This is a genomic window from Streptomyces sp. ITFR-16 (assembly GCF_031844705.1).
In the GTDB taxonomy this organism is placed as follows: Bacteria; Actinomycetota; Actinomycetes; order Streptomycetales; family Streptomycetaceae; genus Streptomyces.
Genome location: NZ_CP134609.1, coordinates 5,797,228 through 5,819,694, shown reverse-complemented (window position 1 = coordinate 5,819,694; position 22,467 = coordinate 5,797,228). Strand labels below are relative to the sequence as shown.

Here is a 22,467-nt window from a genome sequence, read left to right as displayed (position 1 = left end):
CGTTCCCTCCTTCTCCTTCATCCTCATGTGGAGCCCGTATGCGAGCCGTTCGTTTCTCCGTCGTCACCGCTGCCGCCACCGTGGCAGCACTGACCGCCGTCACGGGCTGCGCCGAGAAGAGCGACGGCAAGGGTGACGGAGCCGTCCAGGTCGTCGCCAAGGACGACTCCTGCGACGTGTCGAAGAAGAAGCTGCCGGCCGGGCACATCGAGCTGGCCGTGCAGAACAAGGGCTCCAAGGTCACCGAGGTCTACGTCCTGTTCCCGGACGACCGCATCGTCGCCGAGCGCGAGAACATCGGCCCCGGCACCAAGGCCACCATCACGGCCGAGATCAAGGCCGGTTCGTACGAGATCGCCTGCAAGCCCGGCATGAAGGGCCACGGCATCCGGCAGAAGATCGAGGTCAGCGGCGGCAAGGCGGCCAAGCGCAGCCCCGAGATGGACAAGGCCGTCGCCGCCTACCGCACCTACGTCCAGGCGCAGGCCGACGAGACGCTGCCCAAGGTCAAGGTCTTCACGGACGCCGTCGCAGCCGGTGACATCGAGGCAGCGAAGAAGGCGTACTCCGACTCCCGTATCGGCTGGGAGCGCACCGAGCCGGTCGCCGAGTCCTTCGGTGACATCGACCCGAAGGTCGACGTCCGCGCGGACGGCCTGGAGGACGGCCAGAAGTGGACCGGCTGGCACCGCCTGGAGAAGGCGCTGTGGCAGGACAAGAAGCTGGGCGCCGAGGAGAAGGCCCTCGCGCCGACCCTCTACAAGGACCTGCTCGACTGGCAGAAGCGGGTCGGCCTGGCGGAGATCACCCCGACCTCGATGGCCAACGGTGCCAAGGAACTCCTCGACGAGGTCGCGACCGGCAAGGTCACCGGTGAGGAGGACCGCTACAGCCACACCGACCTGGTCGACTTCAAGGCCAACGTCGAGGGCGCGGAGCAGTGCTACCAGCTGCTGAAGCCGATCGCCTCGAAGAACGACGCGGCGCTGACCGGCACCCTGGACAAGCAGTTCGCGGCGCTCAACAAGCTGCTCGACAAGTACCGCAAGGACACCTCCTCCTACGAGTTCACCTCGTACGACAAGGTCTCCAAGGCGGACCGCAAGGAGCTGTCGGACGCGGTCAACGCCCTGGCCGAGCCGCTGTCCAAGCTCGCCGCCGCGGTGACGAAGTAACCGGTCGGAAAGAGGTTCCGGGGATGTCCGGGAAGAGTCGGCTCACATCCGCCGGGGAGGCGGAGACCTCCCCGGGCGCCCCGTCGCGGCGGGCCCTGCTCGGCTGGGGCGGTGCCGGGCTCGCGCTCGGCGCCGCCGCGGCCGGCGTGGCCGTCGCCTCGGTCCGCTCCGACGGGCCGCAGGCCGCCGCGGACAGCGGTGCCGCCGTGCCGTTCCACGGGGTGCACCAGGCCGGGATCGCGACCGCGGTCCAGGACCGGCTGCACTTCGCCGCGTTCGACGTGACGACGAAGGACCGGGCCGAACTGGTCGCGCTGCTCAAGGAGTGGACCCGGGCGGCCGAGCGGATGACGGCCGGCCACGCGGTCGGGGACGGCGCCTACGGGGGCCTCGCCGAGGCGCCGCCGGACGACACGGGCGAGGCGCTGGGGCTCAGGCCGTCCCGGCTGACGCTGACCGTCGGCTTCGGCCCCTCGCTGTTCGCCAAGGGCCGGTTCGGTCTGGAGGACAGGCGGCCCGACGCCCTCGTCGACCTGCCCAAGTTCCCGGGCGACAACCTGGACGCGGCCCGCAGCGGCGGCGACCTGTGCGTGCAGGCCTGTGCGGACGACCCGCAGGTGGCGGTGCACGCCATCCGCAACCTGGCCAGGATCGGCATGGGCCGCACCGCGATCCGCTGGTCGCAGCTGGGCTTCGGCAAGACGTCCTCGACGACGCCCGACGCCCAGACCCCGCGCAACATGATGGGCTTCAAGGACGGCACCCGGAACATCTCCGGTACCGACACCGCCGCCCTCGACACGCATGTGTGGGTCGGCGAGAAGGACCGGGCCGGCTGGATGACCGGGGGCTCGTACCTGGTCGCCCGGCGCATCCGGATGCACATCGAGACCTGGGACCGGACCGGACTCCAGGAGCAGGAGGACGTCTTCGGCCGCGACAAGGGCGAGGGCGCCCCGGTCGGCAAGGCCAGGGAGCGCGACGAGCCGTTCCTGAAGGCGATGCTGCCGACCGCGCACGTACGGCTCGCACACCCCGACAGCAACGGCGGGGCGACGATCCTGCGCCGGGGCTACTCCTTCACGGACGGCACGGACGGCCTCGGCCGGCTCGACGCCGGGCTGTTCTTCCTCGCCTACCAGCGCGACACCCGCAAGGCCTTCGTGCCGCTCCAGCGGCGCCTGGCGGCACACGACGCACTCAACGAGTACATCCAGCACGTGGGTTCGGCGCATTTCGCCGTTCCGCCGGGCGTCCGTGACACGGACGACTGGTGGGGCCGGGCGCTGTTCTCGTAACGGGACTCGAAGCGGAAAGGGAACCGAGACGTGTTCAGCAACTTCCTGATCGGCCTGCGCGAAGGCCTCGAGGCCAGCCTGGTCGTCTGCATCCTCATCGCGTATCTGGTGAAGACCGGCAACCGGCACCGGCTGCTGCCCATCTGGATCGGCGTCGCCATCGCGGTCGTCGTCAGCCTGGCCTTCGGCGCCGGGCTCGAATTCGGCTCGCAGGAGATGACGTTCGAGGCGCAGGAGGCGCTCGGCGGCTCGCTGTCGATCGTCTCGGTCGGCCTGGTCACCTGGATGGTCTTCTGGATGCGGCGCACCGCCCGGCATCTGAAGGCGGAGCTGCACGGCAAGCTGGACGCGGCGCTCGCGATGGGGACCGGCGCGCTGGTCGCCACCGCGCTCCTGGCGGTCGGCCGGGAGGGCCTGGAGACCTCGCTGTTCGTGTGGCGTGCGGTGCACGCGGCGGACGACGGCTGGCATCCGATGATCGGCGCGGTGCTGGGGATCGCCACGGCGGTCGTGCTGGGCTGGCTGTTCTACCGGGGCGCGCTGAAGATCAACCTGGCGAAGTTCTTCACCTGGACCGGCGGGATGCTGGTGGTCGTCGCGGCGGGTGTGCTCGCGTACGGCGTGCACGACCTCCAGGAGGCGGAGTTCCTCGGCGGGCTGCGGAACCGGGCGTTCGACATCAGCTCGGCCGTCCCGCCGGACAGCTGGTACGGCACCCTGCTGAAGGGCACGTTCAACTTCCAGCCGGACCCGACCGTTCTCCAGATCACGGTGTGGGCGCTGTATCTGATCCCCACCCTCGCGCTGTTCCTCGCCCCGGTAGGGTTCGGGTTCGGACGGTCAGTTGGGGCGACGGATCAGAAGGCGCAGAGAGCAACGGATGAGAAGCCTGAGGCCGATTCGGCTGGCGACGGGACTCGCGGCGGCGACGGTGCTGAGCCTGACGGCGAGCGGTTGCGTGACGGTGCACGGCGAGCTGGAAGTCGTACCGGCGGCGACGAAGTCTGAGGCCGCGCAGGCCCTGGCGGACTTCACCGCCGCGTACAACGCGGCGGACAAGGCCTACGATCCGGCGCTCGACGAGGACCGGGTGACGGGCTCGCTCGGCGCGATCAACCAGGCGGGCCTGAAGGCCCGTCACAAGATCGAGCCCGACGGCAACGCCAAGCACCGGCCGCTGGAACTGACGGACGCGCACTACGTCATCCCGAAGAAGGCCGGCTGGCCCCGGTGGTTCCTGGCCGACACGGACTCCAACCGCGACCAGGACAGCGGGAAGCAGGACACCCGCTGGCTGCTCGCCTTCGTCAGGTCCGGTCCCGACGCGGGCTGGAAGGCCGCCTATCTGTCGGTCGTCACCCCGGCCCAGCTGCCGGACTTCGCGAAGGACTCCGACGGGCGGGCCGAGCCGGTCGCGGCGGACAGCGCCGAACTGGCCGTGGCCCCGCAGGACCTGGGCACGCGGTACACGACGTATCTGCAGAAGGGCGCCCCGGACGTCTTCGCCCCCGGGGCCGCCACCTCGCTCTGGCGCGACGCGCGGCTGAACACCCGGCGGGCCGGTTTCTCGTACCAGTACATCGACCAGCCGCTGGACAGCGGCGCGTTCGCGCCGCTCGGCCTGACCACGGACGACGGCGGGGCGCTGGTCTTCTTCAGCAGCAAGCACTTCGAGCGGCAGACCGCCGCGCAGGGGCTGCGGCCCGCCGTCGATCCCGATGTCGAGGCGCTGCTCACCGGTGAGGTGAAGAGCACGCTGACCAAGGAGCGGGTCTCCAGCCAGCTGGTGTACGTCCCGAAGAAGGGCGCCGGCGCGGGCAAGGTCATCGTGCTGAACCGGCTGCCGGGGCTGACCTCGGCGAAGGGGTCGTAGCGGCGTCGCCCTAGCGGCTCAGCGGCCAGGCCACCGACTCGTGGTCGACCTCGCTCTGCTCCGCGGAGCCCACGAACCGCGCGCACGCGTCCGTCAGGGTCTCCAGCAGGGTCAGCGGGTCCGGCAGCGGGTGCTCCGGGCCGCGCAGCCAGGCGACGTCCAGCTCACCGGGGAGCCGGGCCGGCGGCAGCAGCACATAGCTGCCGCGGCAGTGCCAGCGCAGTCCGGGGTGCTCGTCCATCGTCTCGGGGTGGCAGTCCAGCTCGCACGGCCACCACTCGTCCTCGTCCTCCGGCGTACCGCGCGTGGCGGTGAAGAAGAGCATCCGGTCGTCGCCGGAGCGGGCCACCGGGCCGACCTCGATACCGGCGGCGAGCAGCCGCTCCAGCGCCTGGGCGCCCGCCGAGAACGGGACGTCGAGCACGTCGTGGATCATGCCGGTCGCCGTGATGAAGTTGGCCTGCGGCTGGCTGCGGGCCCAGCGCTCGATCTGGGCGCGGTCGGTGGTGGACTGCGTCTGCCAGGCGAAGGAGACCGGGTGCCGGGCGGGGGTGGGGCAGCCGATGCGTTCGCACGAACATCGGTAGCCGACCGGATGCGCGGCGGGTGCGATCGGCATTCCGGCCTCGGCGACAGCCAGGAGCAGCGCCTCCCGTGCGGAGTCGTCGACCTCGCTCTGCTGCGGTTTGGGTCGTCGCCGCAGCCATTGGGAAAACTTGCTCTCTGAGCCGCGATTACGGCCGAAATCGGCGCCCATCTATCCCCTTACCTCTGCGTTGCCCCTGCCCATGGTCCCACCATCCTGCGCCTCGGGTGGCCAGAGTCCGGAAGCGGGGTGGTGCGGGAGGTGCCGCGAGGCGGGCACTATCGGCCTTTTTGCTCCGTTTCGGAGGCCGAGAGCCCGGCCGGCAGCCCGGTCGAGAGCCCCTGGAGCGCATGGTCGACCACGGCGTCCGCGTACGCGTGCGTCAGCGGCCGGGTCCGCAGCAGCCAGCGGTGGGTGAGCGGGGCGACGAGGAGCTCCACGGCGATCCGGGGGTCGACACCGGCCCGCACCTGGCCGGCCTCCTGCGCGGCCCGCAGCCGGGTGGCGTAGAGCCGCATCGAGGGCTCCAGCAGCTTCTCGACGAATTCCGCGCCCAGCTTCGGATCGACGATGCCCTCGGCGGCCAGGGCCCGGGTGGGCGCCTCGGTCGCGGGGTCGTTCAGCTCGTCCACGGTGGCCCGCAGGACGAGCTTGAGGTCGGCCGCGAGGTCCCCGGTGTCGGGGAAGCCGGCCGGCTGCTCCCCGGCGTCCCGGGCCGCCCGGCCGCCGAGGTCGATGAACGCCTCCAGGAGCACGGCCGCCTTGGAGGGCCACCAGCGGTAGATCGTCTGCTTGCCGACCCCCGCCCGGGCCGCGATGGCCTCGATGGTCGTCCTGCCGTAGCCCACCTCGCCGACCAGGGCGAGCGCCGCGTCGTAGATCGCCCGGCGCGAGCGCTCGCTGCGGCGGCCGGCGTCGGGGACCCGCTTGTCTGCCATGCGGGCCAATCTAGCAGCGAGCGAGCCGATACGTATCGTCTCACCGTCGGGCGGCCCCGCTCGGCCCAACCACCCGATCGGTCCACTGTCCTGCGGGCCCGGGACGGCGCACCATGGGCTCACGCACACACCCGTGCGACGCACCGGCCGCGGCGGCCACCATTGCCGCCGCGACGAGTCGTGAGGAGCCCTCGTTGCCCACCAGTCACCCGGCCCCCGCCCCTCATGGAGGCGCTGCGCGCCGCACCCCCGGCCGTCAAGCCACCCCCCGCCGCTACCTGATGTGCGCCCCGGCCCACTTCAGGGTGACGTATTCCATCAACCCCTGGATGGACCCCACCAAGCCGGTGGACCTCCCGCTGGCGCAGACCCAGTGGGAGGACCTGCGCGACCGCTACCGCGCGCTCGGCCACACCGTCGAGCTGCTGGAGCCCCGCCCCGAGCTGCCCGACATGGTCTTCGCCGCGAACGGGGCCACCGTGATCGACGGCCGGGTGCTGGGCGCCCGGTTCGCCTACCAGGAACGGTTCGAGGAGGCCGCCGCCCACCGCGACTGGTTCTCCGGCCACGGCTTCACCGAGATCCATGAGCCCGACCACGTCAACGAGGGCGAGGGCGACTTCGCGGTGACCTCCTCCTACCTCCTGGCCGGGCGCGGCTTCCGGTCCAGCCCGCTGTCGCACGCGGAGGCGCAGGAGTTCTTCGGGCGGCCGGTGATCGGCCTCGATCTGGTCGACCCGCGCTACTACCACCTCGACACGGCGCTGAGCGTGCTCGACGAGGCGGCCGACGAGATCATGTACTACCCGCCCGCCTTCTCGCCGGGCAGCCGCGCGGTGCTGGCCCGGCTCTTCCCGGACGCGCTGATCGCCCAGGAGGCGGACGCCGCCGCGCTCGGGCTGAACGCGGTGAGCGACGGGCACCATGTGCTGCTGCCGCAGGCCGCGACGGGCCTGTTCGACCCGCTGCGGGCCCGCGGCTTCGAACCGGTGCCGATGGACCTGAGCGAGCTGCTCAAGGGCGGCGGCAGCGTGAAGTGCTGCACCCAGGAGCTGCGCGGCTAGCCGGCGTCCGGCGGGGGCCAGGCGTCGCCCCAGGCGATATCCCGGGCGGCACGGTAGAGCCCGCCGTGCCGCTTGGTGACCGTGGCCCGCGCCAGACCCTCGTCGCGCGTGCACAGCTCCAGCAGCACCTGGCCCTTGCGGATCTGCGGCCTGCGGGTCACCCGGGCCGCGACGGGCACCGGGGCGAAGCGGGTGGCCACGACATAGCTGAACTTCTCGTCCTCGTACGCCAGCGAGCCGCCCTTCACCTGCCGGTGCAGCGAGGAGCGGCTGACCCGGGCCGAGAAGTGGCACCAGTCGGTGCCCGGCTCGATGGGGCAGGCGTCGCTGTGCGGGCAGGGCGCGGCGACGGTGAACCCGGCGGCGGTCAGCCGGTCGCGGGCCTCGATGACGCGGGCGTAGCCGCCGGGGGTGCCGGCCTCGACGACCACGACGGCCTGGGCGGCCCGGGCGGCGGCGTCGACGAGCTCGGTGCGGGCCTGGGGGGTCAGCTCGTTGAGTACGTAGGAGACGGTGACCAGGTCCGTGGCGGGCAGCGGGAGGTCCTTGCCGATCCTCGCCCGCTGCCACTCGGTGGCGCGCAGGGCGGGGACGCCGGAGGCGACGGCCAGTTCACGGCCCAGGGCGAGCGCGGGCTCGGCCCAGTCCAGGACCGTGCTCCGGTGCCCCTCCCACTCCCCCGCGACGGCCCAGCTCGCCGCTCCGGTGCCGCCGCCGACGTCGGTGTGGGTGGCGGGCGCCCAGTCGGGGGCCGCCTCGCGCAGGGCGTCGAGGGCGGCCCGTACCGCCTCGAAGGTCGCGGGCATCCGGTACGCGGCGTAGGCGACGACGTCCGAGCGGTCGCGGAGCACCGGGGTGTCGGTGGGAATGGTCCCCCGGTAGTGGGCGATCAGCCGGTCGACGGCCTGGGTGGCCTGCTTGGGCGGCAGCCCTTCCAGGAGGCCGGCCAGGGCCGTGCGCAGGTCGTCCGAGGTGGGGAGTGTGGCGTTCACCGACGAATTGTAGGCGGACCCGGACGGGCCGGACGCCGGGCGGAGCCCGTCGAGCCCGGCTTGGGACCAGAACTGCTGTGCGAGTGCGCCGAGTTGCTACGCTGACCGCCGCGAGGTCAGGTCAGGCTCACTCGGGGGGACCATGAGGCAGAGGATAGTTCGCCTGAGCCTGGTCGGCGGCGTGGTGGTGCTCGCGCTGCTGCTCCTGCTGTCCATGTGCGGCGGCGGCACCAAGTCCGGCGACAAGAAGGACGGCGCCGAGCCGAAGAAGCCGGTGCCCACGAGCACGAGCACGGGTACGGGCCCGGCGACCCAGCTGACCGTCCCGGAGGCGTACACCACCCGGCGCGGCTGGGAGCTCATCGGCACCTCGCCGGACTACGCGGTCTCCCGGACGACGGGCCGGCTCGCCTATCTGGAGCGGACCGCCGAGGGCGAGTACCGGCTGCGGACCATCGAGTCGGAGACCGGGCGGGCCGGCTGGAGCGGGCAGAGCTGGCGGCCCCCGGCGGGCCTGCACTTCCCCCACCTGCTCACGGTCACGGCCGACGACCACGAGTACTTCGTGACCTGGTCGTACGGGAAGGTGGGCCCGGACGCCCCGGCGCCGGCCGAGCGGATCGTCTCGCTGGACACCTACGCCGTGGAGGACGGGTCCCGGCGGCGCGTGGAGGTGCCGTGGAACGAGGCGCCGACCGTCAGCGGCAACGGCCCCGGCATCCTGATCGGCGACGGCGGGACCGGCAGCGCGGTGGTGGATCCGGCGACCGGCCGGGTCACCCAGGTCCCGGCGGCGAAGCTCAAGTACCCGAAGGACTGCGCGTCCTGCAAGCGGCTCACCGAGGTGCGCGGGCTGACCTCGAAGGGGCTGCTGCTGAGCGGGGCGCGGGAGTTCTGGGTGCAGGGCGGCTGGTTCAGCCGGAAGAACGCCCCCAAGGGCACCGACCCGCGCAGCGGTGTCCCGACCTCCGTGACGCGCGGGGTGCTGCTGGCGAAGTGGCAGCTGGACAAGAAGTCCAAGCGGGCCAGGACGCACGAGATGTGGACGGTGCACGACACGGAGACCGGCAAGGCACTGGTCTCGGTGGAGTGCCACCGGCCGGCCATCGCGCCGGGCCAGTACCCGCAGGCGGTCCTCTCGCCGTCGGGCGACTACCTGGTGGCCGGGAACCTCGCGTTCGACCTGGACGCGAAGAAGGGCTTCTGCTTCGAGGACACCGACGGCTCGACGTCCCTGGTGCTGGCCTCGGTGACCGACGAGGGCACGGCGTACGGGGCGACGAACGTGCGCAACGCGGCGGACGCGCTGGCCGGGGGCGGCTTCCCGGCCCTGGCCGACGTCTCCGCGGGCACGGCGGACACCCTGTCCCCGAACGTGCGGGTGCCGGGCGGCGAGGGGGCGGAGGGCGTCGGCCTGTTCCGCTGGACGGACGAGAAGGACCGGCAGCATCTGATCGGCTACCCGCGGGCGGACTGACGAGCCCGCCCGCCGCGTCACCGCCGGGCGGCCGCCTGCCGCCAGGGCCGGCACAGCCCGAGGAAGCACGCCATCGCGCCCGTCGCGCACACCAGCTGCACCACGGCCATCGGCACGGCGGTGGCCTCGCCCGCGATCCCGACGAGCGGCGAGGCGACGGCGCCGATGAGGAACTGCGAGGTGCCGAGCAGCGCGGAGGCCGATCCGGCGGCGTACTTGGTCCGCATCAGGGCCTGGGTGTTGGTGTTCGGCATCGCGAGCCCCATCGCCGACATCAGCACGAAGAGCCCGGCGGCCACCGGCACGAGGCCGACGTCACCGAAGACCCCGGACGTCATCAGCAGCAGGGCCGCGGCGGCGGTCACGATGACCGAGAGCCCGACGGTCAGCGTCTTGTCGAGGCTGACCCGGCCGACGAGGAGCTTGCCGTTGATCTGGCCCACGGTGATCAGGCCGATGGAGTTGATGCCGAACAGCAGGCTGAAGGTCTGCGGCGAGGCGCCGTAGATCTCCTGGATGACGAACGGCGAGGCGCTCACATAGGCGAAGAGCGCGGCGAAGGCGAGGCTGCCCGCGATCATGTAGCCGGTGAAGACCCGGTCGGCGAGCAGCCCGCGCATGGTGTGCAGGGCCTCGACGATGCCGCCGGTGTGCCGGTCCCGGGGCGGCAGGGTCTCGTGGAGCCACTTCCAGACGACCAGGGTGAGCAGGACGCCGACCACGGTGAGGACGGCGAAGATGCCCCGCCAGTCGGTGAGCCGCAGGACCTGGCCGCCGATGACGGGGGCGATGACCGGGGCGACACCGGAGATGAGCATCAGGGTGGAGAAGAAGCGGGCCATCTCGTCGCCGTCGTACAGGTCGCGCACCACGGCCCGCGCGATGACGATCCCGGCCGCGCCGGCCAGGCCCTGGAGCAGCCGGAAGCCGATGAGGAGTTCGACTCCGGGCGCGAAGGCGCAGATCGCCGTGGCGAAGACATAGACGATCATGCCGATGAGCAGCGGGCGGCGCCTGCCCCACCGGTCGCTCATCGGTCCGACGACGACCTGGCCGAGCGCCATGCCGGTGAGGCAGGCGGTCAGGGTGAGCTGGACGGTCGCAGCCGGTGCGTGCAGTGCGCCGGTGACGGCGGGCAGCGCCGGGAGGTACATGTCCATGGACAGCGGCGGCAGCGCGGTCAGCCCGCCGAGGACCAGCGTGACGAGAAGGCCGGTGCGCCGGGCGGCGATGCCGGCGGCGGTGGGGGCGGCAGGGAGTCCCGGGGCCGGAAGTCCGCTCCCGGCCCGGGTGTCGGGTATGTCTGCTTGCTGGGTTCGGCTGGCGCCGCGCTCCGGCATTCTCATCTCCATGGTTGTTGAATCCGGCTCTATGCTCTCAGCTCAGCCGGAATGGTCGACACCTTTTTGGAGCGCGCATGAGCAGGACTGTCCGTTGGGGTGTGCTGGCGACAGGCGGGATCGCGGCGACGTTCACCGCCGATCTGCAGGGGCTGCCCGATGCGGAGGTGGTGGCCGTGGCCTCCCGTACGGACGCCTCCGCGCAGGCCTTCGCGGAGCGGTTCGGGATACCGAGGGCGTACGGGAGCTGGGCCGGTCTGGTGGCCGACCCGGAGGTGGACGTGGTGTACGTGGCCACGCCGCACTCCGCGCACCGGGAGGCGGCGGCGCTGGCCCTGGAGGCCGGAAAGCACGTGCTGTGCGAGAAGGCGTTCACGCTCGACGAGCGGGAGGCCCAGGAGCTGGTGAAGCTCGCCCGGGACCGGGGCCTGTTCCTGATGGAGGCGATGTGGACGTACTGCAACCCGGTCATCCGGCGGATGACCGAGCTGGTGCGGGACGGGGCGATCGGCGAGATCCGTACCGTGCAGGCCGACTTCGGCTTCGCGGGCGACTTCGGCGCCGAGCACCGGCTGCGCGATCCCGCGCTGGGCGGCGGGGCGCTGCTGGACCTCGGGGTGTACCCGGTGTCGTTCGCCCAGCTGCTGCTGGGTGAGCCGGACCGGGTGCAGGCGGACGCGCTGCTGTCGCCGGAGGGCGTCGACCTGAACACCGGGATGCTGCTGGGCTGGGACTCGGGCGCCACCGCCCTGCTGGCCTGCTCGATCGTCGGGCACCACCCGACGGCCGCCTCGGTGATCGGGACGGCGGGGCGGATCGACTTCCCGGAGAGCTTCTTCTACCCGCAGCGGTTCACGCTGTACCGGGCGGGCGGTGAGCCGGAGGAGATCACCTCGGGGCCGGGTCCGCAGGGCCTGTCGGGGATGCAGTACGAGGCGGCCGAGGTGATGCGGGCGATCCGCGCCGGGGAGACGGAGTCCCCGCTGGTGCCGCTGGACGGATCGCTCGCGGTGATGCGGACGCTCGACGCGGTACGTGCCCGCATCGGCGTCCGCTACCCGGGAGACGCGCTCCAGAGCCCGCCCGGCGGGGTCGGGGCCGGGATCAGGCCGGAGTGAGGCCCTGGCGGCCCACCTCGGTGACGAGGGAGGCGGCCGTGGTGATCGGGGCGCCCGGCGTGGTGACGGCGGAGACCGTACGGAAGTCGGCGCGCGCCTGCCGCTCCTGGAGGGTGACGACGGCGTAGCCCCGGCGCCCGTTGTAGAACTTCAGGTGCGGGTTGGCCTGCATGAGGTTGTTCCAGTTGGACGGCTTCTCGGAGCCGTCCTTGCCGCTGGTGATGGACGTGGTGACGATCTCGGTGCCGACGGTGCGCGACGCCGGGTCGTCGAAGTCCCGCTTGATGTCGAAGCCGTAGCTCACGTGCACATCGCCGGTCAGCACCATCAGGTTGTCCACCCCGGCGGAGCGGGCGCCCTTCAGGACGCGGTCCCGGGAGGCGGTGTAGCCGTCCCAGGAGTCCATCGACAGCTTGTAGGCGTCGGTCGGCACATCACGCCGCCGGGCGAAGGTGACCTGCTGCGGGACGACGTTCCAGGTGGCCCGCGAGTGGCGCCAGCCGTCGATCAGCCAGCGCTCCTGAGTGGCGCCGGTGATGGTGCGCGAGGGGTCCTCGGACTCGGGTCCGGGGGTCTGCCAGCCGTCGCCGTACGCCTGGTCGCTGCGGTACTGGCGGGTGTCGAGGATGTCGAACTGGGCGAGCCGGCCATACTGGAGGCGGCGGTAGAGCCTCATGTCCGGGCCGGTCGGCCGCTGGGGGGCGCGCAGCGGCTGGTTCTCCCAGTACGCGCGGTAGGCGGCGGCCCGGCGGAGAAGGAACTCCTCGGGCGGCAGGTTGTCCTCGGAGGTGTCCCCGGCGTAGTTGTTCTCGGTCTCGTGGTCGTCCCAGGTGACGACGAAGGGATGCGCGGCGTGGGCGGCGCGCAGGTCGGGGTCGGACTTGTAGAGGGCGTACCGCAGGCGGTAGTCCTCCAGCGTGGTCGTCTCCCGGTTGAAGAGGGCGGGCAGGGTGCGGTCGGTGTAGTTGCGGGCGCCGCCGACGGCGTTGACCGCGTACTCGTAGAGGTAGTCGCCGAGGTGGAAGACGACATCGACGTCCTCCTGGGCGAGGTGCTTGTAGGCGGTGAAGTAGCCGTCGTGGTACGCCTGGCAGGTGACGGCGGCCAGGGTCAGCTCGCGCTTGTGGGCACTGCGGGCGGGCGCGGTGCGGGTCCGGCCGACCGGGCTGGTCCACTGTCCGGTGCGGAAGCGGTAGTAGAGGACGCGGTCGGAGTCGAGGCCGTTGACCTCGACGTGCACGCTGTGGTGGAACTCCGGGTGCGCGAGGGCGGTGCCGCGCCGGACGATCCGGGTGAAGCGCTCGTCGCGGGCCAGCTCCCAGCGCACCTCCACGCGGGCCTGGGGCAGTCCGCTGTCGGGTTCGAACGGGCGGGGGGCGAGCCGCGTCCACAGGAGGACGGAGTCGGGCAGCGGGTCGCCCGAGGCGACCCCGAGGGTGAACGGGTCCTCGCCGATCTGCCGGGCGTGCATCTCGCGGGCGCTGGCCGTCCCGGCGGCCGGCAGGCCGACCGAGAAGGCGAGCGCGGCGGCGGCTCCGCTGACGGTGAGAAAGCGGCGGCGGTCGGTGTGCCGGGCGGCGTCGCGCAGCTCCTGCTGGTGCGATGAGTGCGTCATCTGTCCCTCCCCTGACTGGTGTTGTGGAGGAAGTCCACCGGCCCGGCGCATCGGGCGGTTGTCGTGCTCGCGTCGTGCGGGCGTCGCCTGGATGAGGAGTGCGGCAGGATTGGATCCCCGGGGGCAAACTCCGCGGATGCGCCCAAAACCATGATCATTAACTTCGGGCGCCCGACCCCCCGGAATCGCCGTGACCACCCCCGGGAATCACTCCCTGGGACGCGAACCGGCCCCCCGGACAGGCCATTTGGCCCCGCGTGGCCCGCACCCGTGAGCCCGCCGGGCCGCTGGGCGTACGCTGCGGAGGCATGAGCAACAATCTGTTGAACTCCACGACGAAGACCGCTGTGGTCACGGGCGCGGGCTCCGGAATCGGCCGCGCGGTGGCCCTCGCCCTGACCGGCGCCGGCTGGTCGGTGGCGCTCACGGGCCGCCGCCCCGGGCCGCTCGCCGAGACCGCCGAGCTGGCCGGGAAGGACGCCCGGGTGATCACCGTCCCGGCCGATGTCTCGCGCCCGCAGGACGTGGACGCGCTGTTCGCCTCCGTACGGGAGACCTTCGGCCGCCTCGATCTGCTCTTCAACAACGCGGGCACCTTCGGCCCCGGCGGCGTCCCGGTCGAGGACCTCGCGTACGAGGACTGGCGCTCGGTCGTGGACGTGAACCTGACGGGCGCCTTCCTCTGCGCGCAGGCGGCGTACCGCCGGATGAAGGAGCAGGACCCGCAGGGCGGCCGGATCATCAACAACGGCTCGATCTCCGCACACTCCCCGCGCCCGCACTCGGTCGCCTACACCGCGACCAAGCACGCGATGACCGGTCTGACCAAGTCACTGTCGCTGGACGGGCGCCCGTACCGCATCGCCTGCGGCCAGATCGACATCGGCAACGCCGCCACCGAGATGACCGAGCGGATGCAGACCGGGATCCTCCAGGCCAACGGCGAGCTGGCCGCGGAGCCGGTGATGGCGGCCGCGGACGTGGCCAGGACCGTGCTGCACATGGCGGACCTGCCACTGGAGGCGAACATCCAGTTCGCAACGGTCCTGGCGACGGCGATGCCGTACGTGGGCCGGGGCTGACGCGTCCGGACGGAACCCGCCCCCGTACGGGCGCAATTGATCCGTCCCCGCACAGAAGCAGCCAATCCGTGCCGGAAACAGGCCCCACCTGGTCCGGCAAGCGCGTGCTGCCCTTATGCTCACAGCTCTTCACCGGAACTCCACACAAGGAACACAGCATGCGCATACGCACCGCGGTGCCTCTCGCTCTGGCCGCCACGACCGCGCTCACCGGTTCGCTGCTCCTCGCGACACCGGCATCGGCCGCGAAGCACCAGAGCGGGGTGCACCTCGGCAAGATCCAGTACGACAGCCCCGGCAAGGACACCCGGTCCAACGCCTCGCTGAACGCCGAATGGGTCGAGATCCACAACAACACCAAGGCTAAGGTGCAGCTCAAGGGCTACAAGCTCAAGGACAACACCGGCTACACCTACACCTTCGGCAGCTACAACGTCGGCGCGGGCAAGACCGTCAAGGTGCACACGGGCCGGGGCAGGACCAGCCCGGGCCATGTGTACTGGAACCGGGGCTCGTACGTCTGGAACAACACCGGTGACAAGGCGCGGCTGATCAAGCCGAACGGCAAGGCCCTGGACTCCTGCTCCTGGACGAAGTCGGGCAAGGGCACCAAGAACTGCCACTGACCCACCCCCGCGCGACCCGGGGTCCCGCCCGGTGAGGGGGTGGGCGGGGCCCCGGGGAATGCCCCGGGCCGGGGCGCGGTTGTCGGGCACATGAGCGAGCTCCCCCGGACCACGGTCCTGCGTTACACCGCCTTTTCGGCCGACCCCGAGGGCGGCAATCCCGCCGGGGTCGTCCTCGACGCGTCCGGCCTCGACGACGCGGCCATGCTGGCCGTGGCGGCGGAACTCGGCTACAGCGAGTCGGCGTTCCTGACGGGCCGGACCGATGCCACCGACGACGCGGAGCCGGGTGCGCGCGGTTTCACGATCCGCTACTTCAGCCCGAAGGCCGAGGTGCCGTTCTGCGGGCACGCCACCGTCGCGACGGCCCTGGCCCTCGCCGAGCGGGACGGCCCGGGCGAGCTGGAGTTCGCGACCCGCGCCGGTACGGTGCCGGTCGCCGTCACCCGCGAGGACGGCGAGCTGCGGGCCACCCTGACCAGCGTGGCCCCGCACACCGAGGACATCGCCCCGGACGACCTGGCGGAAGCGCTGGCCGCCCTGGACTGGCCGGCCGCCGACCTCGACCCGGCGCTGGCGCCCCGTATCGCCTACGCGGGCGCCCGCCACCTCGTGCTGGCCGCCGCGACCCGCGAACGGCTCGCCGCGCTGGACTACGACTTCGCCCGCCTCGAAGCGCTCATGCACCGGCTGGACCTCACCACGCTCCAGCTGGTGTGGCGGGCCTCGGACACCGTCTTCCACGTGCGCGACCCGTTCCCGGTCGGCGGGGTGGTGGAGGACCCGGCGACGGGCGCGGCGGCGGCCGCCTTCGGCGCGTACCTGCGCGAGCGGGGCCTGGTGCCGGAGGCAGCCGAACTGACCCTGCACCAGGGCGAGGACATGGGCCGCCCCGGCACGCTCACCGTCACCCTGCGGGCGGGCGACGCGCGGGTGCGGGTGAGCGGGACGGGCACCCGCATCCCGGCGCCGGACGAGGTCTGACCTCCCTCAGTCGTGCGCGCCCGGCCCGTCGTACGGGCCGGGGTCCGACGGGCCGAGCGCGCAGGTGAAGACGGTGGCGCCGTCCTGCACCGCCCGTACCAGCACCCCGTCCGGCGCGCCGCCGCCGGCCGGGGCGGGCCGGGCCTCGATCCAGCAGGGCAGGTCCAGCTCGACGTACCGGAGGAAGTCGGCCCGCATCGACGCCGGGAAGAGCGCCGGGGCGCAGGCGGTGGCCGCCTGCCGGGCCGCCTCCATCAGCAGGAGGCCCGGCACATGGTCGTTGGGGCGGCCGAACAGCGTCGGGTGCCGGGTGTCCAGCCGCAGCGGCCACCGGCCGGGGGCGGCGGCGGGCCCGAGGACCACGTCCCGCTCGGCGGCCCGGCCGACCGCGCTCGGCGCGAGCGCCGGCAGCAGGGGGGCCGAGGTGCCGGCGCGATGACCCCGCAGCCGGTGGTACGCGGCGGCGGCGATGCGGCTCATCCGGGCCTCACCGGAGGCGAGCACCACTCCGCTGCGGTGCAGGAGGTATTCGACGGTCATGGAGCCGAGACTCCGGCCGCGGCGGCGGACGTCCGAACAGGACACGTCCACCGTGATGTCCCAGGGGTCCTCGCCCAGCACGAGTCGGTCGGGCGCGGCGGTGTAGCGCAGGTCCCACATCACGAAGGCGTCGCCGACCGGCACCCCGAACTCGGCGTGGGCGATCAGCATGGCCGACTGGCGCATGGTCTCCGCTATGAGCAGGGGGTCCTGGCGGCTGCCGCCGACGGGGGCGAAGACGCTGTGGGCGCGCGGCCAGTGGGCGGATACCGAGAACTGGGTGTCGGTCAGCCGGGTGAGCCCGGTGGGGAACACGTCCTGCGGTCGCGTCCGGTGGACGAGCCGCCTGACGAGATCGGCCGGCCCCTCCCCGCGTCCGGGAGCCGCCGCACCGGCGGCGGGCGGGGCTGTGCGCTCGACCGGCACCGAAGCGTTGCGCGAGGTGAGCTGAACCATGAGGCGCCCCCAGGAGATCCGAATCGATGGGCCGAGTTGTCCCGGCCGGGCTGTCGATGGGCCAGTTTGCCCCGGCCCGGCCGCGTGTTCCAGCCAACGTCCGGCACCTCGCTCGCGCCACCACCGCGCGCCGCCCGACGGCGCGGCCGGGACCGGACCCAAGATGCCGTCGCGCGGGGTCCGTTGATCCGTAGAGTCGGGTACCGAAACGCCAGCCACGTGACAAGGAGCACCCGATGTCCATCCGCCGTGTGGTCACCAACATCCCGGTCGGTACGAGCGAGGAGGCCGGGGCCGACGCCGCCGTCCTGCGGGCGAATGCCGATTTCTACGGGCTCCTCGGCTTCGAGGAGGTCATGAACCACGGCTGGATCATGACGCTGGCCTCGCCGACCCACCCCGCCGCCCAGGTCAGCATCATGACCGCCGACCTGACCGGGCCGGTCGCCCCGGACGTGAGCGTGGAGGTGGAGGACGTGGACGCGGTGCACGCGGCGGTGGTGCGCAGCGGCGCGGAGGTCGTGTACGGCCCGCAGGACGAGGAGTGGGGCGTCCGCCGCTTCTTCGTGCGCGACCCGAACGGCCGCGTGATCAACGTCCTGACGCACCGCTGATCCGAGGAGTCCGCAGGTGGGGCCGCCCCGGACCCCCCGGACACCCAGCCGCGGAGAGCGGACTCCCGCGTGCGACGCGTACCGCGACGGGCCCGGCAACGACCTCGCTGCCGGGCCCGTCGCGATGAGTTCCGCCCGCTTCGCGAGTCTCCACTGGTGAGCGTCGAGGACCGGACACCGGTCCCCCGGCGCCGTCCGGCACGAGAGCGCGGAGGAACCATGACGAGCACGCCCGGCCATGCGCACACCGATCTGCCCGACGGCCTGCCGCCGGTCGTCGACCCGGCCACCTGGGAGGACGAGCGCGCGAAGCTCCTCGTCCGCGAGAAGGCGCACACCCACGAGGGCGACGCGATCGCCGCGGCCCGGCGACGGCTGCCGATGGTGGAGGTGGACGGCACGGCCGAGGTCACCGGAGCCGGCGGACCGGTCCCCTTCCTCGACCTGTTCGAGGGACGCGACGAACTCGTCGTCTACCAGCACATGTGGTACGACGGCGCCCCGCACCAGGGCCAGTGCGAGGGCTGCACGACCACGGCCTGGCACATGAGGGACGCCGTCTACCTCAACGCCCGAGGCGTCTCCTGCGCGGTCCTGACCTCGGGCCCGTGGGACGAGGTGGCCCCCTACGTCGCGTTCATGGGCTACACCCAGCCCTGGTACTCGGTACGGGACGTGGCACCGCCGATCGGCGGCGAGATGGGCCACCTCATCAGCTTCCTGCGCGAGGGCGACCGCGTGTTCCTGACCTACTCCACGACGGGCCGGGGCAACGAACCGGTCAACGGCTCCCTCGCCCTCCTCGACATGACCCCGTACGGCCGCGGCGAGGCCTGGGAGGACAACCCCGAGGGCCGCCGCGTACTCGGCGACGTCCACGAGAGCCACCCGGCCGCGGCCCGCCAGTCCTGCTGGTACTGGCGCACGGACGCGACCGGCCACGCCACCTGGGGCCCGACCGGCCGCCCCACCCCCCAGTGGACCCGCCCGGACGCGACTCCGGAGAAGACTCTTGGCCGCAGGGGCGACCACCACTGAGGCGGCCGCCCCGGGAACGGGCTCAGCCGGCAGACGAGTCGGGCTGTACGCCGGGTTCTGTCGCCCGGTCGCCTCGCGGCGGCCGGGGAGACGGCCATCCATCTAGGACCGGCATTGCTGCCGGTCTCGTGCGGTCTACCCGCGAACTCGGGCGGGCAGCCCTCGAACGTTCGCGCAGGGCCGTCCTGCGACGGCCCCTCTTGACCTTGCTCCGGGTGGGGTTTACCTAGCCGTCCGAGTCGCCTCGGACGCTGGTGGTCTCTTACACCACCGTTTCACCCTTACCGAGGGCCGAAGCCCAAGGCGGTCTGTTTTCTGTGGCACTGTCCCGCGGGTCACCCCGGGTGGCCGTTAGCCATCACCCTGCCCTGTGGAGCCCGGACGTTCCTCGGGAGGGTCCGAAGATCCTCACGCGGCCGTCCGCCCGGCTCGTCTGCCGTGGCGCCCATGCTACCCGGCCGGGGCGGGCGGACCGCTCGGAGGAGGCCTCGGTCTCCAGATCCGGCCCGAAGGGCCGCCCGAAGGGTCCCGGGCGCGGCGGTGGCGCCTGCCCGTGCGCCGTTGTCAGAGGCGGCCCGGCGTGAACGCCGCGATCCCCGCCTCCCAGGCCGCCGCGACGTCGGGGGCCGTGGGGAAGCGGCCGTTCAGTTCCATGACGACCATGCCGTGGGCGAAGGCCCAGGCCGCTCTGGCGCGGCCCTCGTCGCCGGCCAGGGCGCGCAACAGCGGGGCGGAGGCGCGTTGTTCCAGGTCGTGCTGGAGGGGGCGGCCCGTGGTGAGGCGGTAGAGGTGGGGGTGGGCGAGGGCATGGGTGCGGTAGGCGGTGGCCAGGGCCGGGAAGGAGCCCGGCGCGGCGGTCTCCGCCGCCTCCAGGGCCTCGGCGGTCTCCCTCAGCATCGCGTCGGCCAGCGCGCTCACCACGGACGACTTGTCCGGGAAGTGCTTGTAGAGGGACGGCGCGGTGATCCCCACACAGCCGGCGAGCCTTCGCATCGTGAGCGCCTCCGGGCCCTCGTGCTCCAGGAGGGTGCGGGCGGCGGCGAGGATCTGGCGGGCGCGGTCGGTGACGGGCTGGGCCGCGAGGTCGGTCACGCCGGTCCTTCGTTCGGGGGGCGGGGAGGGCGAAGGCGTGATCGTACGAGACGGGGTGCGGGCCGGCTCAGGCGGGGGCGAACAGCACCTTCGACGTGCCCGGGTCCGCCTGGGTGAGCCGGACCCGCAGGCGCTTGCCCAGGGGGAGCTGCGCGGTGCCGCCCTCGATCCGGGCGACGATCGCCGGGTCGTCGATGTGGATGGTGCCGGTGGTCGGTTCCTTCTCCTGGACGTCCACCACATAGGCGTCGAAGACCGCGCCCACCCGGTCCTTGAGCAGGGCCGCCTCGACGAGATCCACGCACTCGCGCTCCACGGTGTTGGCGCGCCGGGTGCCGTCCGCCATCTCCTTGGGCAGGGCGGGCAGCGCGGCCAGGACCCAGTCGGGCGGCTCGCGCCCCGCGACGGCGGCGACGCACAGCTCGGCCGCATACCGGTCGACGAGACGGCGCAGCGGCGCGGTGCAGTGGGTGTAGAGGTCGGCGACCGCCGCGTGCACGGCGGGGGTGGGCAGGTCGCCGTGGTCGAAGACCGTGTAGCCGGCGCCGCGCAGCAGGGTGGTGCAGTCCTGGAGGAACGCCGCGTGGTCGGCCCTCCTCGGGTCCAGCGAGCGGACGATCCGCGCGTACGGGACATGGTGCGGCCACTCCACGTGCAGCGCCTCGGCCGAGCGCCGCAGGCGGGCCACCGCGCCGTCCGGCGCGACGGGGAGCGTACGCAGGATGCCGGTGCCGGTCTCCTTCATGAGGTGGGCCGCGGCCATGCCGGTGAGCAGGGAGATCTGGGCGTTCCAGGCGTCGGCGGGCAGCGGGGCTCGGTATTCGAGGCCGTAGCCGCCGTCGCGCTCGACGATCTCCTGCTCGGGCACGTCGAGGGAGATGCCGCCGCGCGCGATCTCCTGCTCCTCGCGCAGGGTGCCGATGTCCCTGAGCAGCGCGAGCGGTTCCTCGGCGGTCCCGGTGTCGATCTGCCGCTGCACGCCCGCGTAGTCGAGCTTGGCGCGGCTGCGGACGAGCGCCCGGCGCACCCGGGTGGTGACGGCGCGGCCCTCCGCGTCGAGGTCGATCTCCCACAGCACCGCCGGCCGGGTCTGCCCGGGCAGCAGGCTGGCGGCGCCCTCGGAGAGCAGTTCCGGGTGCAGGGGGACCTTGCCGTCCGGGAAGTAGAGCGTGGTCACCCGGCGGTGGGCCTCGGTGTCGAGCGCGCCGCCGGGGCGGACGAAGGCGGCGACGTCGGCGATGGCGTAGTGCACGCGGTAGCCGTGCGGGCGGCGTTCCAGGTGCATCGCCTGGTCGAGGTCGGTGGAGGTGGGCGGGTCGATGGTGAGGAAGGGCAGGTCGGTCGCGTCCTCGTGCCCGGAGAGTTCCGGGTTCCGGGCCGCATCGGCCGCTTCGGCGAGCACCTCGGGCGGGAAGCCGTCGGGGAGCCCGAGTTCGGTGCGCAGCGCACGCAGGGCGGCCCGCAGCGGGGTGTCGGCTGCGCCGGTCATGTGCAGATGGCGGCGGGGCATGGACCGAGCGTAGGGCGGGGCGGTGCCGGTGGCATCCCGGGCGGAGCGGGGTCCGGGGCCCGCGCCCCGTACGCTGGCCGGGGGTTTCGAACGGGTCCGGGCGCCGCACCGCCAGGACCCGTGTGCGCAGGCCGGGGCCCCGTTTCCGTACGTACGAAGGAGAACCGCCGTGCTCGTGCTGTTGCCGCCCTCCGAGGGAAAGGCCGCTTCGGGGCGGGGGGCGCCCCTGAAGCCCGAGTCGCTGTCGCTGCCGGGCCTGGCCGAGGCGCGGGCCGCCGTGCTGGACGCGCTCGTGGAGCTGTGTGCGGCGGACGAGGAGAAGGCCCGCGAGGTGCTGGGGCTGAGCGAGGGCCTGCGCGGCGAGGTCGCGAAGAACGTGGAGCTGCGGACGGCGGGCACGCGTCCGGCCGGGGAGCTGTACACCGGGGTGCTCTACGACGCGCTGGACCTGGCGTCCCTGGACCCGGCCGCGCGCCGGCTGGCCGCCAGGTCGCTGCTGGTGTTCTCCGGGCTGTGGGGCGCGGTGCGCATCGGCGACCGGATCCCGCCCTACCGCTGCTCGATGGGCGTGAAGCTGCCCGGCCCCGGCGCGCTCGGGGCGTTCTGGCGGACCCCGATGGCGGAGGTCATGCCGGAGGCGGCCGGGGACGGTCTGGTACTGGACCTGCGCTCGTCCGCGTACACGGCGGCGTGGAAGCCGAAGGGCGAGGTCGCCGGGCGCACGGCGAGCGTGCGGGTGCTGCACTCCCAGCTGGTGGACGGCGTGGAGAAGCGCTCGGTGGTCAGCCACTTCAACAAGGCGACCAAGGGCCGGATGGTCCGCGATCTGCTGCTGGCCGGCGCCGCGCCGAAGGGGCCGGCAGAGCTGGTGACGGCCCTGCGGGATCTCGGTTACGTGGTGGAGGCCGAGGCCCCCGCCAAGCCGGGCAAGGCGTGGCAGCTCGATGTGGTGGTGACGGAGATCCACTGACGGGGAGCGGCCTCCGTGACGGGTGAGCAGACCCCCGTGCGTTGCACCATGCGCAACGCTCGTTGCGTACAGTGCGGTG

General features: G+C 72.7%; 21 protein-coding genes and 1 other RNA gene. 13 read left to right on the top strand and 9 right to left on the bottom strand.

The window, feature by feature from the left end; genetic code table 11:
- Positions 1 to 38: 38 nt before the first annotated feature.
- The 4 genes from efeO to RLT58_RS25735 are packed head-to-tail and all read left to right on the top strand — an operon-like array spanning position 39 to position 4,346.
- The gene (gene efeO, locus RLT58_RS25750) at positions 39 to 1,175 is read left to right on the top strand and encodes an iron uptake system protein EfeO (protein WP_311312731.1); all 1,137 of its coding nucleotides are present in this window, start codon (positions 39 to 41) and stop codon (positions 1,173 to 1,175) included.
- A gap of 23 nt (positions 1,176 to 1,198) precedes the next feature.
- On the top strand, positions 1,199 to 2,473 hold the full coding sequence (gene efeB / locus RLT58_RS25745; RefSeq protein WP_311312730.1) for an iron uptake transporter deferrochelatase/peroxidase subunit: 1,275 nt from the start codon (positions 1,199 to 1,201) through the stop codon (positions 2,471 to 2,473).
- A 30-nt stretch (positions 2,474 to 2,503) separates the two neighbouring features.
- Positions 2,504 to 3,481, top strand: coding sequence for an iron uptake transporter permease EfeU (efeU, locus tag RLT58_RS25740; protein WP_311312729.1), 978 nt, complete (start codon positions 2,504 to 2,506; stop codon positions 3,479 to 3,481).
- Positions 3,432 to 4,346 carry an SCO2278 family lipoprotein gene (locus tag RLT58_RS25735; RefSeq protein WP_311314652.1) on the top strand — a complete coding sequence of 305 codons (915 nt, stop codon included), beginning with the start codon at positions 3,432 to 3,434 and terminating at the stop codon, positions 4,344 to 4,346. The genes efeU and RLT58_RS25735 overlap by 50 nt, the downstream gene beginning before the upstream one ends.
- A 10-nt stretch (positions 4,347 to 4,356) precedes the next feature.
- On the opposite strand, the gene RLT58_RS25730 is transcribed toward RLT58_RS25735, so the two are convergent.
- Together RLT58_RS25730 and RLT58_RS25725 are read right to left on the bottom strand one after the other, a co-directional pair.
- A complete protein-coding gene (locus tag RLT58_RS25730; RefSeq protein WP_311312728.1) occupies positions 4,357 to 5,103 on the bottom strand; it encodes a bifunctional DNA primase/polymerase in 747 nt (248 codons plus the stop codon).
- Positions 5,104 to 5,210: 107 nt separating this feature from the next.
- The gene (locus RLT58_RS25725; protein ID WP_311312727.1) at positions 5,211 to 5,870 is read right to left on the bottom strand and encodes a TetR/AcrR family transcriptional regulator; all 660 of its coding nucleotides are present in this window, start codon (positions 5,868 to 5,870) and stop codon (positions 5,211 to 5,213) included.
- Positions 5,871 to 6,064: 194 nt separating this feature from the next.
- Here RLT58_RS25725 and ddaH point away from each other — a divergent pair, with 194 nt between their 5' ends.
- Entirely contained in the window at positions 6,065 to 6,934 is an 870-nt protein-coding gene (gene ddaH, locus RLT58_RS25720; RefSeq protein WP_399131683.1) for a dimethylargininase, read from the top strand.
- Here the strand turns inward: ddaH and RLT58_RS25715 are convergent.
- The gene (locus RLT58_RS25715; protein WP_311312726.1) at positions 6,931 to 7,926 is read right to left on the bottom strand and encodes a small ribosomal subunit Rsm22 family protein; all 996 of its coding nucleotides are present in this window, start codon (positions 7,924 to 7,926) and stop codon (positions 6,931 to 6,933) included. The two genes, ddaH and RLT58_RS25715, sit on opposite strands and share 4 nt — an antisense overlap.
- Before the next feature lie 142 nt (positions 7,927 to 8,068).
- Between RLT58_RS25715 and RLT58_RS25710 the strand changes: the two genes are divergently transcribed.
- A complete protein-coding gene (locus tag RLT58_RS25710; RefSeq protein WP_311312725.1) occupies positions 8,069 to 9,403 on the top strand; it encodes a hypothetical protein in 1,335 nt (444 codons plus the stop codon).
- A gap of 17 nt (positions 9,404 to 9,420) precedes the next feature.
- On the opposite strand, the gene RLT58_RS25705 is transcribed toward RLT58_RS25710, so the two are convergent.
- Positions 9,421 to 10,743 carry a multidrug effflux MFS transporter gene (locus RLT58_RS25705; protein WP_311312724.1) on the bottom strand — a complete coding sequence of 441 codons (1,323 nt, stop codon included), beginning with the start codon at positions 10,741 to 10,743 and terminating at the stop codon, positions 9,421 to 9,423.
- 77 nt (positions 10,744 to 10,820) lie between these two features.
- Here RLT58_RS25705 and RLT58_RS25700 point away from each other — a divergent pair, with 77 nt between their 5' ends.
- Complete coding sequence (locus RLT58_RS25700) at positions 10,821 to 11,861, top strand: Gfo/Idh/MocA family protein (RefSeq protein ID WP_311312723.1); 1,041 nt, start codon at positions 10,821 to 10,823, stop codon at positions 11,859 to 11,861.
- Here the strand turns inward: RLT58_RS25700 and RLT58_RS25695 are convergent.
- Positions 11,848 to 13,476, bottom strand: coding sequence for an alkaline phosphatase D family protein (locus RLT58_RS25695; RefSeq protein ID WP_311312722.1), 1,629 nt, complete (start codon positions 13,474 to 13,476; stop codon positions 11,848 to 11,850). The genes RLT58_RS25700 and RLT58_RS25695 overlap by 14 nt on opposite strands.
- 308 nt (positions 13,477 to 13,784) lie before the next feature.
- Between RLT58_RS25695 and RLT58_RS25690 the strand changes: the two genes are divergently transcribed.
- The 3 genes from RLT58_RS25690 to RLT58_RS25680 all read left to right on the top strand — a co-directional run bounded on the left by RLT58_RS25690 (position 13,785) and on the right by RLT58_RS25680 (position 16,168).
- The gene (locus RLT58_RS25690; RefSeq protein ID WP_311312721.1) at positions 13,785 to 14,558 is read left to right on the top strand and encodes an SDR family oxidoreductase; all 774 of its coding nucleotides are present in this window, start codon (positions 13,785 to 13,787) and stop codon (positions 14,556 to 14,558) included.
- A gap of 158 nt (positions 14,559 to 14,716) precedes the next feature.
- On the top strand, positions 14,717 to 15,184 hold the full coding sequence (locus tag RLT58_RS25685; RefSeq protein ID WP_311312720.1) for a lamin tail domain-containing protein: 468 nt from the start codon (positions 14,717 to 14,719) through the stop codon (positions 15,182 to 15,184).
- A gap of 90 nt (positions 15,185 to 15,274) precedes the next feature.
- On the top strand, positions 15,275 to 16,168 hold the full coding sequence (locus tag RLT58_RS25680; protein ID WP_311312719.1) for a PhzF family protein: 894 nt from the start codon (positions 15,275 to 15,277) through the stop codon (positions 16,166 to 16,168).
- A gap of 6 nt (positions 16,169 to 16,174) precedes the next feature.
- On the opposite strand, the gene RLT58_RS25675 is transcribed toward RLT58_RS25680, so the two are convergent.
- Positions 16,175 to 17,164 (bottom strand): ScbA/BarX family gamma-butyrolactone biosynthesis protein, encoded by a 990-nt coding sequence (locus tag RLT58_RS25675; protein ID WP_311312718.1) that lies wholly within the window; start codon positions 17,162 to 17,164, stop codon positions 16,175 to 16,177.
- Between the two features lie 236 nt (positions 17,165 to 17,400).
- Between RLT58_RS25675 and RLT58_RS25670 the strand changes: the two genes are divergently transcribed.
- Entirely contained in the window at positions 17,401 to 17,778 is a 378-nt protein-coding gene (locus RLT58_RS25670; protein ID WP_311312717.1) for a VOC family protein, read from the top strand.
- A 219-nt stretch (positions 17,779 to 17,997) separates the two neighbouring features.
- Positions 17,998 to 18,816 carry a DUF899 family protein gene (locus RLT58_RS25665; protein WP_311312716.1) on the top strand — a complete coding sequence of 273 codons (819 nt, stop codon included), beginning with the start codon at positions 17,998 to 18,000 and terminating at the stop codon, positions 18,814 to 18,816.
- A gap of 30 nt (positions 18,817 to 18,846) precedes the next feature.
- Here the strand turns inward: RLT58_RS25665 and rnpB are convergent.
- The 3 genes from rnpB to RLT58_RS25650 form a co-directional block, all read right to left on the bottom strand.
- An RNA gene (rnpB, locus tag RLT58_RS25660) (RNase P RNA component class A) lies at positions 18,847 to 19,248 on the bottom strand.
- A 132-nt stretch (positions 19,249 to 19,380) separates the two neighbouring features.
- Positions 19,381 to 19,908 carry a TetR/AcrR family transcriptional regulator gene (locus RLT58_RS25655; protein ID WP_311312715.1) on the bottom strand — a complete coding sequence of 176 codons (528 nt, stop codon included), beginning with the start codon at positions 19,906 to 19,908 and terminating at the stop codon, positions 19,381 to 19,383.
- 67 nt (positions 19,909 to 19,975) lie between these two features.
- A complete protein-coding gene (locus tag RLT58_RS25650) occupies positions 19,976 to 21,397 on the bottom strand; it encodes an RNB domain-containing ribonuclease (RefSeq protein ID WP_311314650.1) in 1,422 nt (473 codons plus the stop codon).
- Positions 21,398 to 21,587: 190 nt separating this feature from the next.
- On the opposite strand from RLT58_RS25650, the gene yaaA reads away from it, so the two are divergent.
- Entirely contained in the window at positions 21,588 to 22,388 is an 801-nt protein-coding gene (gene yaaA / locus RLT58_RS25645) for a peroxide stress protein YaaA (protein ID WP_311312714.1), read from the top strand.
- Positions 22,389 to 22,467: the final 79 nt, after the last annotated feature.